Raw genomic sequence first — 16535 nt, 5'->3', positions numbered from 1 at the left:
TCACCTTTAAATAAATAGCTCACGACTGATCAATGGCCGCGTAAGTTGTGCTTCCAATGCTTGTCGCAGAATCAGTTTAGCGACATTAAGTGCCGTAGGAAATTGATAATCACCCTTACCAATAGCAAGAATAGCAGCTCCCGCGTAGCCTTTAGCTGCTAAAACGAAGCCCTCGCCACCGGCAAATACATAATGCAAAGACGGCTCAATATTATTGCCTAGGATATCTTTCTGCCACGAAAAACCATAGCCTAATTGTTGCAATAGTTGAAATTCAAAATGCCGCAACCAAGGGTCAACCAAGGGTGTATCGGCTAGCGCATTAAGGGTATCGAGATAGAGGGTAAAAACAGCGGGATAGGATTCATGTTGTGGCAGTAATCTCGCCAACAATTCGGTGATGTAGACAGCACAATACAAGGGCACTCCCTGCAAGCTTGGCCGAGCAATTACTTCCGATGCTTTTACCCGAGGGAATTCTTGTCCCTGCTGCCAATCCCCCTGACAAAGACACAATAAATCGGGGTCTTCTCGACCGACCATTGCTTGGCTGATCACTCGTAAACGACCGGCACTCATGCTGAATATATCGAGTAGCCAGTCGTCTTCGCGTAGTGGCTGACGTTGCAGCACAAACCACTGCTTCATCGTGACTATTGGTCGTCGTAACCGAGACTGCGTAAAGCGCGTTCGTCATCCGACCAGTTGGATTTCACTTTCACCCACATGTTAAGCATGACTTTGCAGTCGAATAGCAACTCCATATCTTTGCGAGCATCTTGGCCAATTTGCTTTAAGCGAGAACCAGCCTCGCCAATTACGATACGTTTTTGCGAGGCACGCTCAACTAAAATAAGCGCACTGATTTCGATAATACGACCGTCATGTTTGAACTCTTCAATTTCTACCGTCATGGCATAAGGAAGTTCATCACCCAACTGGCGCATAATTTTTTCACGCACCAGCTCAGCGGCTAAGAAGCGCGAACTTCTATCCGTAATTTGGTCTTCTGGATAGAAATATTGATTTTCAGGCAAATAGCTTTCAATTAAATGCTCTAAACGGTCAATGTTATGACCCGTTTTCGCACTAATAGGAATAATTTGATCGAAGGTATGACGTTTACTGACCTTCTCTAAATACGGCAGCAAATCGTTTTTATCTTGAATAAAATCGACTTTATTCACTACGAGTACAATCGGTGCACGCTGTTGCTTAACCGCTTCTAGCACCATATCGTCTTCATCGGTCCAACGTGTACGGTCGATAATCATTAGAATTAGATCAACGTCTTTCACTGCGGTAGTGGCCGCTTTATTCATATAGCGGTTAATCGCTTTTTCTTGATTCTTATGAATACCCGGCGTATCAACATAAACAACCTGAACATCTTCTTCTGTTTTAATACCCAAAATTTGATGGCGTGTTGTTTGCGGCTTGCGCGAAGTAATCGATAATTTCTGACCAAGAATGCGATTGAGTAACGTGGATTTTCCCACATTAGGACGACCAACAATGGCCACAAAACCGGTACGTTGCGGCATTATTCTTCCTCCCCGTGGATTCCAAGATTAAGCAGCATTTGCTGCGCGGCGGCTTGCTCGGCAGCACGACGGCTACCACCAATCGCCACAACGGCATCGGCTTCTTCAGGTATGACGCATTCGATAGTAAATACTTGCTCGTTAGTCGGACCTTCAACACTCAATATCGTGTATTTGGGCAGACTTGAACGCTGCGCTTGCTGATATTCTTGCAAACGCGTTTTGGGATCTTTAATAGGATCTTCGAGGGTTAATGCATCGAGGCGATCGGCGTACCACGCCAATATACGCTCGCGCACCACTTCCAATCCAGCATCTAAATACATAGCGCCGATCAGGGCTTCTACGGTATCGGCCAAAATAGAATCACGGCGATGTCCGCCACTTTTCATTTCGCCGGAACCCAGCAATAAAAAATCGCCTAATTCAAATTCGCGTGCAACAAAAGCTAAGGTCTCGCCTTTAACCATTTTTGCCCGCAAACGGCTCAACTTGCCTTCTTTCGCAGTAGGAAAACGGCGAAATAAATCTTCACCGACGACGAAATTTAAAATGGAATCACCAAGGAATTCTAGTCGTTCGTTATTATGACCGGCTTTACTACGGTGAGTTAATGCGAGCGTGGCTAATTGCTCGTCGCGAAAGGTATAACCTAATCGCTGCGATAGTTTCAGGAGCGAATTATTCACTGAGTAAAATCTTTCCGATGGGTAAAGGTGAGCACAAAATCAATGTTACTGAAAAAATCATCTCGACGGTCGTAAGTATACGTCAGCACTAATCGATGCTCAGAACGATCGAGTTCTAGTTTATCAGTAGAAATATATAAATTATTGGATTGGAAACGTTTTTCCAGTACGCGCTTGGCATCACTGGTGGACGTTTTGCCAGTAATAGCTTTAGACTCTTGAACTGAGTCTAAAATACTACCCACCATGACATCATCCCAATACATAGGTATCAATGAAATAGCAGCTCGAAGAATCATAATGGCCAATACCATCAAAGCCAAAACTCCCGGCATTGATAATCCAAGCTGCTTCTTTTTCATTAATCATCTACCCTAAGGACCGCAAGAAACGCGGATTGTGGGATTTCAACGTTACCAATCTGCTTCATACGCTTTTTACCGTCTTTCTGCTTCTGTAGCAGTTTCTTCTTACGGCTAACATCACCGCCATAACATTTGGCAATAACGTTTTTACGCAAAGCTTTTACCGTCGTACGAGCAACCACTTGATTGCCAATAGCCGCTTGAATCGCGACGTCGAACATCTGGCGCGGAATAAGCTCTTTCATTTTTTCGGTTAGAGCTGCACCACGACGACGGACGCTATCGGTATGCATAATCGTTGCTAGAGCATCAACACGCTCACCATTCACTAATACATCTAAGCGTTGTAACGACGATGCTTGAAAGCGCGTGAAGCTGTAATCTAACGAGGCAAAACCGCGGCTCGCAGACTTCAAACGATCGAAGAAGTCCATAACGACCTCACCCATCGGTATTTCGTACTTTAACGCTACTTGCGAACCGGTGTACTGCATATCAATTTGCACACCGCGCTTTTCAATACACAACGTAATCACGTTACCGAGATACTCTTGCGGTACTAAAATATTACATTCTGCAATTGGCTCGCGCATTTCTTCAATCGTACCGGGATCGGGCAATTTAGATGGGTTATCGACCATCAATACGTCACCACGACGAGTCAGTACTTCATAAATTACCGTGGGTGCAGTGGTAATTAAATCCAAGTCGTATTCGCGCTCTAAGCGTTCTTGAATAATTTCCATATGCAGCATGCCTAAGAAGCCACAACGGAAACCAAAACCTAAGGCATCTGAGCTTTCTGGTTCAAAGAACAGGGAAGCGTCGTTCAGCGATAATTTATCCAATGCATCACGGAAGCTTTCGAAGTCGTCAGCGGACACAGGGAATAAACCTGCATACACCTGAGGCTTAACCTTTTGGAAGCCAGGCAATGCATCAACATCAGGAAACTTAGCGCTAACGATGGTATCGCCTACTGGCGCGCCGTGAATTTCTTTGATGCTACCCACCATGTAACCCACTTCACCGGTGCAAAGCTCACCGGTTGCGGTCATTTTTGGGGTAAAGATACCAATGCCATCAACTAAATGGTCACGACCGGTCGATTTCATGCGAATTTTGTCACCTTTTTTGATGCTGCCGTTCTTCACACGAATTAACGAGACAACACCCAAGTAAGGATCAAACCAAGAGTCGATAATCAGGGCCTGCAGAGGACCGTCAACATTTCCCTCTGGCGGAGGCACTCGAGCCACTAAATCTTCTAAAACATCTTCAATGTTTAAGCCGCTCTTAGCGCTACAACGCACCGCTTCGGTAGCATCTAAGCCAATAATATCTTCGATTTCTTGGGCTACTTTGTCTGGATCGGCTTGTGGCAAATCCATCTTATTCAGTACCGGAATTACTTCTAGGCCTTGCTCTATCGCGGTGTAACAGTTGGCGACGGATTGGGCTTCAACGCCCTGAGCCGCATCAACAACTAATAATGCACCTTCACAGGCTGACAACGAGCGACTCACTTCATAGCTAAAGTCGACGTGCCCTGGGGTATCAATGAAGTTGAGCTGGTAGGTTTCACCATTTCGCGCTTTGTAATCTAGCGTTACGCTCTGGGCCTTGATGGTAATGCCACGTTCACGCTCGATGTCCATCGAATCCAACACCTGCGCCTGCATTTCGCGGTCGCTGAGACCACCACACACCTGAATAAAGCGATCCGATAGTGTCGACTTGCCGTGGTCAATATGGGCAATAATGGAAAAGTTACGAATGTGGTCCAGTCGGCTCACAGAATATCATCCGGTAGATTATTGAAAATGGGTGGGGATTTTACTCGAATTACAGCCCAAACGCTATGTAGAGTGCGGGACTTGGGCAATCGGCTGCGCTCAGCAGAAGGCTGAGCGCATTTCTAGTCTTAGTCGGTAATGCGTAAAGGGATGAACATCGCGGTGCCACGACGCACAATACGCATAGGGACACTGCGATTTTTCGGTAAGTTGTTCACGACCTTATCAAACTCAGCAACAGAGTGGATCTGTTCGCCATAGATCATGGTAATAATGTCACCATTGATCAAACCAGCCATTGACGCAGGACCACGACGCACTTCTTTTACCATAACGCCATCGCCAGCGTCTTTACGTTGACGGTCGCTAAGATCGGTTACCAACACGCCCAAGCTATTGCTCAACCGCTCGGCTGTCGCTGGATTTTGCGCCAACTCCATTGCGCCGCTATCAGGGAGAACACCGATATTGACCGTTACTTTTTTGCGCTTACCATTGCGTACGATATCAAGAGTGGCATTTTCGCCCGCCGCTAATCGACCCACTTGGTGCGGCAAATCTGACGACAGATAAATATCTCGGCCATTGATGCGAGTAATGATGTCACCGTTTTCAATTCCGGCACTGGCCGCTGGGCTATTTGGAACAACCTGAGCAACCAAAGCGCCGGCAGCTTTATCTAAGCCAAACGACTCAGCTAGATCCTTACTGACCTCTTGGATCACTACGCCTAGCCAACCACGGCTTACTTTGCCATTAGCCTTTAGCTGCTCAGCAACATCCATTGCAACATTGATTGGAATCGCGAATGACACCCCCATAAAGCCGCCCGAACGGGTGTAGATTTGCGAGTTAATACCCACGACTTTGCCGTCAAGATTGAACAGAGGACCACCTGAATTACCAGGATTGATCGCAACGTCCGTTTGAATGAACGGAACATAATTCTCATTAGGTAAGCTGCGCCCTTTGGCACTAACAATCCCTGCAGTCACTGAATAATCAAACCCAAACGGCGAACCAATGGCGACCACCCATTCACCCACTTCTAACTTGTCGGAATTACCGAGTTCGACGGTCGGTAGATTCTTGGCTTCGACTTTCAAAACCGCCAAATCTGAACTTTCATCGGCGCCGATTAGTACCGCGTCGAGTTCACGACGATCACTAAGACGCACGACAATTTCATCCGCATCTTTCACAACATGGTTGTTCGTTAGAATATAACCGTCACGCGAAACGATAAAACCAGACCCTAAAGAAGCGCTTTCTTGTTTGCCACCGGGCGATGGAATTTGCTGACCAAAGAAATGACGAAAGATTTCTGGGACATCATCCGGTAAACCATAATGCTGTTGAAATGCGTTAGACCGAGCGTGTTGTACGGTACTGATATTCACCACCGCGGGAGACGTTTCTTTGACCAGCTCGCGAAAATCAGGAAGTTCTGCCCAAGCCCGACCAGTCGTCAGCACTACCAAGCAAACCACGAATAAACGAAGTATTACTGCCATGTCGATCCTCTCAACTATAATTTCATTCAACCAGTTTTGTGGAGATAACGCCGGCACAGCCATCAACAATTTGAGGATGCCATTGTTTTGTGAACTGTTCTGATAGTTTTTTAGCAACAATAAATCCAACCCCTAAGCCAGCGATGCCAACCGCGGCTGAAATAAGGTCGGTACCAAGACGTTGTCCAAGGATAGCACCCGCAATTAAGCCCACCAGCGGTAAGCCATAAAGCACCAGAGCACTGAGAGCTAAGCCACCTTGCGGTAGCGATAAGATCACCTGATCACCAACCTGATAATTGCGATCTGTAGGTATCCATAAACGCATCGGGCGACCAAGCTTGCTCAAGCTATGCTGACCACACCCAGAGCGCGCATTGCAACTTCCGCAAGCGCTGCGCTGAGTTGCTTCAACCCAGATACCGCCTTCACCTTGCTCAACCACTGCAACTACTTCTTGGCTCATCGTTTATTTATTCCAACTCATTAATTAACCCACTCGGCACTGCCGCTAGCATAGGCCGGACCGATAATGCTATTTTTTGTACTGTCGCTATGGGGACTTCACCCACAACCGTAATGCGATAACCATTATCGTTAAACTTCATATGTCGCACGACAGCGGCGGTTGCTCCCCAACGCTTGTTCATGTCGGGCATACGACCATCGGCAATATTATCCACAAACAAAGTAAAAGCTGCCAAGCCATCTGTATACATCACCATAGTTTGATGATGTTGAGCCGCTTGCTCTTGCTCACGGCGCGTCGTCATCATAAAGCCTCGCGGAATCCATCCCGGCTCCCATAGAGCCGGTTGTATCATCCCTGCCTTACTGGCTAAACCGTGCCCTTCGATCCGGTGCCCTGCATCAGTGTCATCAAATTCCGATATGGGAATATCGCCGTCTATTTCAACTTGGGCAAACTGGAAGCGTTCTAACACCTCTCCTCGTTCGGACATCAAGTCGCTGCGTAACAATAAACCGCTTTGCATATCCACCCAAAGACTGTAACCATAACGATATTTATCTTTAGGCGTCACGTTAATTCGTTGCGCTATACGATCCGCTATTCGTTCGTGTCCGCCTACCTGCAAATCGTATAGATTGGTAAGTTCAGAGCTACTAAGCACTAGGGATTGCGTTAACGGATTGGTGATATTTGGATCAGTACGAACGACATGATCACCCGGATGAATGCAGGTGATATCATGCCCACGCCGAATGATTTTACGCGGCAAGCCGGTGAGATGTTCTAGCTTTTCATATTCAGTGCCATCAATAACACTGTGCTTAATTGATAGGGTGTTCCAGGCATTGGGGTCGCCATAGATGAGAACACCCTGATAGTTACGCTCATTTAGAGCGCGCGACATTTTATCTAACCAAACGCGTGCGTTTTGCTCCTGCTGGATGTCGGAATCTGCATAAACAGAGACTGACAAACAGCAGAGTATCAACAGTAATCTGACAATCACTTGCCCTTCGCCTTCGCGGCGTCCTGTTCGAAGTTAGCTACTCTAGCATAAGGCATCATGCCGCTAGCAGTATTGAGTGAGGCATGTTCTGTATGCTGCAACACATACTCTTTCAGCACATTTTGTGCTTCTCGCAAAGTCTCGCTATCCGCTTGTGGCTGACGCTCAGTTGCAGCTATAGCAATATCTGAAATAGGCTCAACTGAAACCAAAGCCTCCGCGATGGCATCCGATGACCCCGTTGTATCGAGGCCCAACACTGTCGGCATTACAGCACTCAACGCTTGACCGTTAAGAGCAGAATTTTGCAGCTCAGAAGTGGCTCGCACGCCCACCAGCACGGCCAAGGTGACCGAAGCGGCAACCGCACCAGATGCTAACCAACTCCAGCGGGACGATTTCACGTCAAGAGCAGACGCTGACACCTCAAGGTTACTCGCCGTCGATACCGGTGTTACCACATCATCCATCGGCTCGCCATCTAGGGCTTGCATAATGCCGCGCGAGAGGTCAATGGTACTGGCTGGCTCGTTGCGTAATACCGAGCCAATAAGTTGATAACGACGCCAGGTTTGCAGCATTTCTGAGGTTTGATCAATTTGATTCATCACCCGCCGCACTTCGAGCTCATCGGTCTCGCCGTCCACTAATGCGGATAAGGATTCATTCATTTTATCGTTCATAGTTAATCCTTACGTCTCATCAGGCAGTCGCACTCAGCAGAGGCTGCATTTTTTTCTCAATGGCTTCACGAGCTCGGAATATGCGCGAACGTACGGTACCTATAGGGCATTCCATAACATCGGCAATCTCTTCATAGGTTAGACCATCAATCTCACGCAGCGTGACTGCGATGCGCAATTCTTCAGGCAAAGCATCAATAGCAGCAAATACCACATCACGTAATTGGTCTCTTTGCAGCAATCCATCCGGCGTGTCCATATCGCGCATATGGCTCTCATCGGCAAAGTAGGCTGCGTCATCTAAATCAATATCGTTCGTCGGTGTTTTACGACCACGGCTGATCAAATGATTTTTAGCGGTATTCACCGCAATACGGTACATCCACGTATAAAAAGCACTGTCACCACGGAACGATGGTAACGCACGATAGGCTTTGATGAATGCTTCTTGAGTGACATCCTGAGCTTCAGCGAAGTCAGAAACAAAACGGCCAACCAAGGCTAAAATTCTATGCTGATACTTAACCACCAGCAGATCAAATGCGCGGCGATCACCTTTCTGCACCCGAGCAACCAATTGCCGGTCTGAAATTTGTTGATCTGTCATGCCATTACCCGCTGTATCTCGCTGCTTCATCGCAGCCATCGCTAAGTTTGTCACACTCTGCCCTCCATTGTGGCTTTGTAATGTAGAGGGCGTAATGTTTAAAAAGTTCCTATCGAATTGTCCGGCTGACGCTTTATTACAGTTCCACATCAAAAGGTTAGATATCGTTAGCTTTATGACAAAACCTTTTCAAGGACAATAGGCTGGCATTATAGTGCGAGACGTTGCGATGCATACACTGCCCCCCCTACATTCCGTTCTCGGGTGACGAAATACGTCGTTTGTCATGTTCACAATCAAGGTTTCAGAAGTATGAGTCAGAGTTTTACCTACGATGTGCTGATTATCGGTAGCGGAGCTGCGGGTCTGACTTTGGGGCTATCCCTGCCCGAGCATATCAAGGCCGCGATCATTAGCAAGGACTCCTTAGACGCAGGCTCGACGCGCTGGGCACAAGGTGGTGTTGCTGCGGTATTGGATGATGAAGACAGTATCGATGCCCATGTAGAAGACACACTTATCGCCGGTGCCGGCCTCTGTCATGAGCCAGCTGTGCGCTACACCGTAGAAGAATCAACGGCGGCAATTGAATGGCTGATTGATATTGGCGTGCCCTTTACCCAAGATAGTCCTAATCACTTTCATCTAACCCGTGAAGGCGGTCATAGCGCACGTCGCATTATTCATGCAGCCGATGCCACTGGCCATGCAATTTCCGATACCTTGCTAGAGCGTGCTCGCAACTGCAAAAATTTGACCTTACTTCAAGATCATATTGCCATCGACCTCGTCACCCGCAACAAACTCGGGCTCCCTGGACAAGCCTGCGTTGGCGGTTATTTTCTAAATAACGAAACCGGCGATGTCGATGTTATTACGGCCCGAGCCGTGGTATTAGCCACTGGCGGAGCCAGCAAGGTGTATTTGTACACGAGCAACCCTGACGGCGCTTCTGGTGATGGTATTGCCATGGCTTGGCGCGCGGGCTGTCGCGTTGCCAATATGGAATTCAACCAATTCCACCCAACCTGTTTGTATCACCCACAAGCCAAATCGTTTTTGATTACTGAAGCCGTTAGGGGGGAAGGCGGTAAGTTACTACTACCAAACGGCAAACGCTTTATGCATCATTTTGACGAGCGGGCAGAACTCGCGCCGCGAGATATCGTCGCCCGCGCGATTGACCATGAGATGAAGCGTTTGGGTGCCGATTGCTTGTTCTTAGACATCAGCCACAAACCTGCCGACTTTATTAAAGAACACTTTCCCACTATCTATGAACGCTGCTTGCAACTGAACATCGACATTACTAAAGACCCAATTCCTGTCGTACCCGCAGCGCATTACACCTGTGGTGGTGTAGTAACAGATATTCATGGCCGTACCGACATTGAACGGCTATACGCAGTGGGTGAAACCGCCAGTACAGGGCTACATGGTGCAAATCGGTTAGCCAGTAACTCTCTACTCGAGTGCTTGGTGTTTGCTCGCTCTGCGGCTAAGCATATTGCCGAAAACTTAGATTTAGCAGCCTCGATTGAGAAAGTACCCGCTTGGGACTCCAGCCAAGTAACCGATTCAGATGAAGATGTCGTCATCGCTCACAACTGGGATGAGCTGCGTCGATTTATGTGGGATTACTTCGGCATTGTGCGCACAACTAAACGCTTACTACGGGCAAAACACCGCGTAAAACTGCTGCGCCAAGAGATACAAGAGTTTTACAGCAACCACAAAGTAACCAATGATTTACTCGAGCTGCGTAATTTAGTCGATGTAGCGGATGTGATTATTCGTTCGGCATTATTGCGCAAAGAAAGCCGTGGTCTGCATTTTAGCCGCGACTACCCAGAGCCGTTACCACGCGCATTCGATACCGTTTTAACACCGAAATATATCAAAGAATTGGGCGAGCTCTAGTTCGCCCTATCCGTTATTGCCGGTTAGATCTGCGTATATAGCGCGCGACGCAAACGGCGCAAGTCTTCGTCGTTTGCTAGGCTGTCAGCTCGCACTAAGATGTGCTGCCATGGCCAAAAGCCCCACTGTAAACGCACCAATTCATAGCGACGGATGCTGCCACTGCGCCAGCGCACCCAATGGCGCTGACCGCCCACAAGTATCCACCAGCCACGCGCATCGCAACCTATTCGCTCCACCGATACTTGCATTCGCTGGGCGAAACGCCAACTAAGAAAAGCGACCGCTAGCGCGATCATCAAAGAGAACCACCAAGAAAGTGGTAATAAGACAAGTAGCAGGCAACTACCTACTAACAACGCCGCAAAATCTAAGCGGCGTTGTTGTAATGAAGGACGCAAAGCCCATTCATAATATTCGCCCGTCTTATTTAGGGCTGCGGGCATACTCTAACACCACGGCCACGATACGCTCAAAATCAGCATCGTCTGGATTTTGATGTTCCATAAACCAAGCAAATAGATCAGGATCTTCGCATTCCAATAAATCACGATAGCGACGCTTATCGTCTTCCGTTAAATCACGGTATTTATTTTCCGCAAATGGCAATAGGATCACATCCAGTTCCAGCATGCCGCGACGGCTATGCCAACAGACACGTCGTGCATCAATATCGTTAAGTTCTTCTGACACGTTAGTCTCCTCTGATGGGAAGCCATTGTAGCAAAGCGATCTGCTAAAACGCTAATTACGTAGCGCAAGCAGACAGATAATCCCACAACTTCTATCCCGTATTTAGCCGTCGACTTTTGCCGTAGAATGCACAGGCTTGCAGATTCTACGCAGGCATAGTTTTGGAGACACCGACAATGAACCAGCTTACATCCTCGCTTGGCAGCAACGACGGCGAATATTTCATCCCGAATTCGACTAGCCTAGGCCGACCGGCTCGTACCTACTTAGTTGATATGGCCCTTATCCAGATTCAAGGACCTGATAGCGAGCGTTTTTTACAAGGTCAACTAACGTGCGATGTCAGTACTTTAAAAAATGGCATGTGGCAACTGGGCGCGTGCTGCACAGCGAAGGGGCGCATGGTGGCTAACTTTGTTATCGCCCGCCAAAACGATGATTTTTGGTTACGCTTACCCACTACGCAAGCAGCCGCTCTTCAGACTCACCTAAGTAAATATGCCGTATTTTTTAAAACACAATTAATGGAGCGCCAAGACTGGCTAGTGCTGGCAGAGCTAGGACAAGATTCCACACTGCAAGCCGCGCACACTGTTATTGCTGACACTAATGGCATCAGCGTGCAATGGCCCGACAACCGCCGCGAATTCTGGTGCAACATCGACCAAGCAGATACTTGGCTTACTGACCAACCCTTGTGCTCATCAAAAGACTGGCACTTAGCCGACATCAAGGCAGGGCTCGTTTGGGTCAACGATTACAGTCGCGAAGAGTGGGTGCCGCAGCATATCGACTGGCAACAGCATCAAGGTGTGAGCTTCTCTAAGGGCTGCTACACCGGCCAAGAAATCGTTGCACGTTTGCAGTATTTAGGTAAAAGCAAACGTGCTCTTTATCGCTTCAGCTTGTCGGAAAATACCGACATCAAACCCATGACAGCTATCAATAACGGCGATGGCAAGGCCATTGGCGAGCTGGCAAGCCTTTGTCTAAACATAGTGAATAGCGAGGGTTTAGCCGTAATCAATAGTTTAGAACAACAGCTAGATGCAGTGATTGGCAAAAACCCCGTCACTTTGCACAGGGTTTTCTATACTGAGAGTTCTGACAGCTAAATGCCCGGCCACGCGGGCAGAAAACTCAAAAGGCCCGCTCATGTCTCAGTCGTTAGTGCAGCAAGTAAAGGACGATATTGTTCAGCAGATTCGTGAAGACCGCTTGGTACTTCCGACCTTGCCTGAAATTGCCTTGAAAATTCGCGAGGTCGCAGAGGATGAAGATGCCACCATTAACGATATATCGTCCATCATAGGCCAAGACCCTGCACTCACGACCCGACTGTTACGAGTAGCTAATAGCCCCATGTTACGTAGCAGTATCGCCATTAACGACCTCACGACTGCCGTGTCACGCTTAGGCATTGATTACACCAGCAACCTTGTTATTGGCTTAGCCATGGCACAAATGTTTCAGGCTACTAACGATGCGATTGATGTTCGTATGCGAGAATGTTGGTCACGAGCGATTGAAATAGCCTCATCTGCCCAAGTACTGGCTCGGCATTTTACCAAGTTACCGTCAGATCAAGCATTGCTTGCCGGTTTGGTACATCAAATCGGTGTGCTACCTATTCTCGCCTATGCCGAAAACAACGAAGGTTTAATGAGCGATAGTATGTCGCTCGATCATGTTATCGAGCGGCTACATCCGCATATCGGTGCATATATTCTGAAAAGCTGGGATTTTTCTGACGAGCTCGTGCGCGTTCCAAAGCAATACCAAGACTTAACAAGAAAATCAGAACAAGTAGATTTTACCGACATAGTGCAAGTTGCCGTCATTCAGCACTTTGCCGGCACCGACCACCCTCTAGGGCAAGTTGATCGTGATAGTTTGCACTCATTCCAGCAACTAGGATTAGACGCCGATAATGTTGAGCCGCAATGGCAGGCACTTAATGAAGAGATCGACGCCACGCAAGCGGCTTTTGGTAGCGCCTAAGGGGCGCTATTTATATGTCAACATAAGGGTGCTCGTTAACCTTCCACGGTGAACGTAGCAACTCTTCCACCCAGCTATGTGGCACAGACTGAATATCGTTGTGTTGCCACTGGGGCTTAAAGTCTTTATCGATGACCATAGCGCGAACTCCCTCGGCAAAGTCGGGATGACGCACCGATTGCCATGCTATGTCCAGCTCCCATGCGACCACTTCTTTCAGGCTCATAAAACCACCACGCCGAATCTGCTCCATGGCTATGTGAGCAGTTGCTGGGCAACCGTGCTGTAAATTCTTTATCCCTTGCTGCAGCCATTCATCGCTGCCTTTATAGGCACTCATCCGCTTGGCGATTGCGACCAAGTCATCACCCGCTAACCAAGTGCTAACTTGCTCTTCATTGGCTTCTAATCGCGCAGCAGGAAGTTCGATGATCGTCATTTGCTCCAATTGATGCAAGCCTTGACGTAAATGCTGATGATTACGCGCTATGTTGTCTTGCCAAGGCAAATTAGTAACAAGTTCAAGCATATCCTGCCATTGCTCACTGCCCATCGCATAATGCGTTAACCCGAGCTGTTTGCATTCGCTTACATTCATGAGGCTACCGGTCAACCCCATCCACAAGCCCCATGGCGCACGCATATGGGATAAATACCAAGTCGCGGTGACGTCGGGAAATAGCCCAATCCTAACTTCCGGCCAAGCTAAGCGTAATGATTCAGTACCGATGCGATGGCTCGCACAGACAAACAAACCTAAACCTCCGCCCATCACGAAGCCTTGCCCCCAAGCGATCAAGGGCTTAGTAAACTGGTGAAGAACGTAGTTTTTCCGATATTCTGCGCGAAAAAAATCATCGGCATAGCGATATTGAGTTCGCCCTTTTAAGGTCATGCTGCGATACAGCTTGCGAATATCGCCACCAGCACAAAACGCTTTATCACCTGCACCGCGCATAATAACAGCAACGATATTGGCGTCGTCTTGCCAAGCTTTCATATGTTCATCAATGGTATTGACCATATCCAAATCGACTGCATTCATGGCTTTAGGCACATTCAGTGTTAATACACCAATACCTCGGCCAGATTGGGTTGGCAGTACTTCCGTTAAAATGGCTGGAGCTTTCGCCATGACAAAGCGTTCCTTAACATCAAGTTAGAAAGTAGGCATATTACACTGAGTAAGCTCATCAGGAGCCGCAATGGCCACCTTCGTTTTAAGCATTCTCATTATTGCCGTTATTATCGGCCTGCTAGTGCTACCAATGGTAGTCGACCGAGGTCGCAGAGGTGGAAAGTTACGCATTCTCGCTCATCAACAAGGCTATCGCTACGAACCCTACGTCGCCGCCGATAGTCGTATCCGCAGCGCTGACTTTTTAATTTTAACCTGCAGTCAGTATCGTCATTGTCCGCACTTTATTGAAGGTACGTTAACAACCGACCATGACACTAAAAAAATTACTGTATTCGACTGCACCATCATTGCGGCTAGCCAAACCTATACGCAAACGTTGATTATTGTAGAATGTCCGCTCGCCTTCCGCGGTCGTATCGCCTTGAGTCACAAGCGCTGGTTAGCCCTCGATACCTTCACCGATCAGCTCAAAGCACCGTTAAAAATCCATGATCGCGACGATAAGCCGAGCCAACTAGTTTCTTGGTCTATTCAATCTGAACCTGTGCATCATATGAAGCAATGGTTATCTTATGAGGCCATAGATTGGCTTTTGGCACATCCGCACCTTCACATTGAATGGTCAGATGGCATGCTACTCGCCTGCCAACCGGGAGTGTTACTGGATGCCGAGGATCTACTTGGCGCTATTCAGCAAGTAAATGAACTCTCTGCTGCACTGACAAAATAATAACCCGAGGACTATCATGAAACGCTTTAATCTCGCTCAATCACTATTTGGCTGCGCCATTTTTTTTGCCGTATTAACCACTGGGTGCACCAACAGCCAACAAAACGCTTTATATTCTAAAGTCATTGATTTGGGCCGCGGAGCCGTTCATCTAGAAGTCGAAAAGACACATACGGTAGATGTCGACATGACCTACCTTGAACGCAAAGGCAGCGGGCCCGCCGTTATGTTGGTGCATGGATTTTCAGCAAATAAAGATGCTTGGTTAAAATTCGCAATGGAATTACCCGATGATTATCACCTAATCATTCCAGACTTAGCTGGACATGGTGATACTCCCGCTCCAACAAGTGGTAATTACGATTTAGAGTTACAGTCACAACGCCTACACGCGCTGGTCGCTCACTTGGGTCTAAACCAATTCCATATCGCTGGAAATTCTATGGGCGGTGCTATTAGCGCTATTTATGCGGTCAATCACCCAGAGCAAGTTTTGAGCCTGACACTAATGGATTCCGCAGGTATCGATGGTGAGAACAAAAGCGAATACTACGAAGCACTGGAGCGAGGCACCAATCCGCTAATCGCAACTGATGAAGAGAGTTTTGAGAAGCGCATGCAAATGGTTATGGAAATACAGCCATTTTTGCCATGGCCTCTACGTCCAGCCCTTGCGCGTGAAACAATCAATCGTGCTGAAATTAACCAAGAGATTTTTACCGATTTACTCGCGACTCGCACCCGTATGAATGAGAGTAACTTCCCCGAAACCTTAGCCGCAAAAGCAACCATGCCAGTGCTAATTATGTGGGGAGAAAAAGATCGCATACTTGATGTATCGGCTGTTCCAGTATTTAAACAATACCTACCGCACGCGCAAGTTTCACTATTTCCGAACGTTGGTCACGCCCCTATGCTAGAAATACCGGAAGAAAGTGCTCACGTCTTATCCGAATTTATCGCCTCCACCAAATAATATGCTATTAGGTTTGGCCTCTATTGCAGGGGCCAACAAACTATACAAAGCCGCCGCATGTTCTGGGCGCGCCGCGCCTTCTGATTTACTGCCTGGCGTCTATTTAGAAGCCGAGTTAGTCAGCGTCGCACGCATTCAAATAAATCCCGAATATGGACTCATTCGCCATGTATGTACTTTGCCATTGCTGCGCAAGCAAGGTTATGGTACCCACGTCATAAGCCATGCCATAGACCTATGGGCAAGCCATCATGCGAACATCCCTCTCTATTTGCTACAATTACCACATCTGAATGACTGGTATCAACGCGGCTAGGCTTTATTCCTGTAGCAGATGCCGATCTGTCAGATATGCTAAAGAAAATCATCTTGCAAAGTCGACGTCGACACAAAGACGT

Annotated in this window: 19 protein-coding genes; 6 read left to right on the top strand and 13 right to left on the bottom strand. The window is 47.8% G+C overall.

What is annotated here, in order from left to right; all coding sequences use genetic code 11:
• Positions 1-6 precede the first annotated feature (6 nt).
• The 10 genes from recO to rpoE all read right to left on the bottom strand — a co-directional run bounded on the left by recO (position 7) and on the right by rpoE (position 8676).
• Entirely contained in the window at positions 7-648 is a 642-nt protein-coding gene (recO, locus tag UXZ23_RS11990) for a DNA repair protein RecO (protein WP_320820801.1), read from the bottom strand.
• A gap of 5 nt (positions 649-653) precedes the next feature.
• Positions 654-1544, bottom strand: a complete 891-nt coding sequence (era, locus tag UXZ23_RS11985; RefSeq protein ID WP_320820800.1) for a GTPase Era — start codon at positions 1542-1544, stop codon at positions 654-656.
• Complete coding sequence (rnc, locus tag UXZ23_RS11980) at positions 1544-2233, bottom strand: ribonuclease III (protein WP_320820799.1); 690 nt, start codon at positions 2231-2233, stop codon at positions 1544-1546. Before rnc ends, era begins: the two co-directional genes overlap by 1 nt.
• Entirely contained in the window at positions 2230-2595 is a 366-nt protein-coding gene (locus tag UXZ23_RS11975) for a DUF4845 domain-containing protein (RefSeq protein WP_320820798.1), read from the bottom strand. Before UXZ23_RS11975 ends, rnc begins: the two co-directional genes overlap by 4 nt.
• On the bottom strand, positions 2595-4394 hold the full coding sequence (gene lepA, locus UXZ23_RS11970) for a translation elongation factor 4 (protein ID WP_320820797.1): 1800 nt from the start codon (positions 4392-4394) through the stop codon (positions 2595-2597). Before lepA ends, UXZ23_RS11975 begins: the two co-directional genes overlap by 1 nt.
• Before the next feature lie 128 nt (positions 4395-4522).
• A complete protein-coding gene (locus UXZ23_RS11965; protein ID WP_320820796.1) occupies positions 4523-5908 on the bottom strand; it encodes a DegQ family serine endoprotease in 1386 nt (461 codons plus the stop codon).
• A gap of 22 nt (positions 5909-5930) precedes the next feature.
• A complete protein-coding gene (locus UXZ23_RS11960) occupies positions 5931-6374 on the bottom strand; it encodes a SoxR reducing system RseC family protein (RefSeq protein ID WP_320820795.1) in 444 nt (147 codons plus the stop codon).
• A gap of 7 nt (positions 6375-6381) precedes the next feature.
• Positions 6382-7386: a MucB/RseB C-terminal domain-containing protein gene (locus UXZ23_RS11955; protein WP_320820794.1), complete on the bottom strand. Its 1005-nt coding sequence runs from the start codon at positions 7384-7386 to the stop codon at positions 6382-6384.
• Positions 7383-8069 (bottom strand): sigma-E factor negative regulatory protein, encoded by a 687-nt coding sequence (locus UXZ23_RS11950; RefSeq protein WP_320820793.1) that lies wholly within the window; start codon positions 8067-8069, stop codon positions 7383-7385. Before UXZ23_RS11950 ends, UXZ23_RS11955 begins: the two co-directional genes overlap by 4 nt.
• A gap of 19 nt (positions 8070-8088) precedes the next feature.
• Positions 8089-8676: an RNA polymerase sigma factor RpoE gene (gene rpoE / locus UXZ23_RS11945; RefSeq protein WP_025266064.1), complete on the bottom strand. Its 588-nt coding sequence runs from the start codon at positions 8674-8676 to the stop codon at positions 8089-8091.
• Positions 8677-8988: 312 nt separating this feature from the next.
• On the opposite strand from rpoE, the gene nadB reads away from it, so the two are divergent.
• A complete protein-coding gene (gene nadB / locus UXZ23_RS11940; RefSeq protein WP_320820792.1) occupies positions 8989-10596 on the top strand; it encodes an L-aspartate oxidase in 1608 nt (535 codons plus the stop codon).
• 23 nt (positions 10597-10619) lie between these two features.
• On the opposite strand, the gene UXZ23_RS11935 is transcribed toward nadB, so the two are convergent.
• The gene (locus tag UXZ23_RS11935) at positions 10620-11042 is read right to left on the bottom strand and encodes a hypothetical protein (protein WP_320820791.1); all 423 of its coding nucleotides are present in this window, start codon (positions 11040-11042) and stop codon (positions 10620-10622) included.
• Positions 11023-11289 (bottom strand): succinate dehydrogenase assembly factor 2, encoded by a 267-nt coding sequence (locus UXZ23_RS11930; protein WP_320820790.1) that lies wholly within the window; start codon positions 11287-11289, stop codon positions 11023-11025. Before UXZ23_RS11930 ends, UXZ23_RS11935 begins: the two co-directional genes overlap by 20 nt.
• A gap of 176 nt (positions 11290-11465) precedes the next feature.
• On the opposite strand from UXZ23_RS11930, the gene UXZ23_RS11925 reads away from it, so the two are divergent.
• Entirely contained in the window at positions 11466-12404 is a 939-nt protein-coding gene (locus UXZ23_RS11925; RefSeq protein WP_320820789.1) for a hypothetical protein, read from the top strand.
• 40 nt (positions 12405-12444) lie between these two features.
• On the top strand, positions 12445-13290 hold the full coding sequence (locus tag UXZ23_RS11920; protein WP_320820788.1) for an HDOD domain-containing protein: 846 nt from the start codon (positions 12445-12447) through the stop codon (positions 13288-13290).
• A 10-nt stretch (positions 13291-13300) separates the two neighbouring features.
• Here UXZ23_RS11920 and UXZ23_RS11915 read toward each other — a convergent pair whose 3' ends face one another.
• Positions 13301-14425: an enoyl-CoA hydratase/isomerase family protein gene (locus UXZ23_RS11915; RefSeq protein ID WP_320820787.1), complete on the bottom strand. Its 1125-nt coding sequence runs from the start codon at positions 14423-14425 to the stop codon at positions 13301-13303.
• A gap of 70 nt (positions 14426-14495) precedes the next feature.
• On the opposite strand from UXZ23_RS11915, the gene UXZ23_RS11910 reads away from it, so the two are divergent.
• Genes UXZ23_RS11910 through UXZ23_RS11900 form a run of 3 tightly spaced genes read left to right on the top strand, consistent with a single transcriptional unit; the run spans position 14496 to position 16453 of the window.
• Complete coding sequence (locus UXZ23_RS11910; RefSeq protein WP_320820786.1) at positions 14496-15161, top strand: hypothetical protein; 666 nt, start codon at positions 14496-14498, stop codon at positions 15159-15161.
• Positions 15162-15177: 16 nt separating this feature from the next.
• Positions 15178-16137: an alpha/beta hydrolase gene (locus tag UXZ23_RS11905; RefSeq protein ID WP_320820785.1), complete on the top strand. Its 960-nt coding sequence runs from the start codon at positions 15178-15180 to the stop codon at positions 16135-16137.
• A gap of 1 nt (position 16138) precedes the next feature.
• Positions 16139-16453: a GNAT family N-acetyltransferase gene (locus tag UXZ23_RS11900; RefSeq protein WP_320820784.1), complete on the top strand. Its 315-nt coding sequence runs from the start codon at positions 16139-16141 to the stop codon at positions 16451-16453.
• The last annotated feature ends 82 nt before the right edge of the window (positions 16454-16535 follow it).

This window comes from Thalassolituus sp. (assembly GCF_034111725.1).
Classification (GTDB): domain Bacteria; phylum Pseudomonadota; class Gammaproteobacteria; order Pseudomonadales; family Oceanobacteraceae; genus Thalassolituus.
This window is presented reverse-complemented; position numbering and strand designations above follow the sequence as displayed.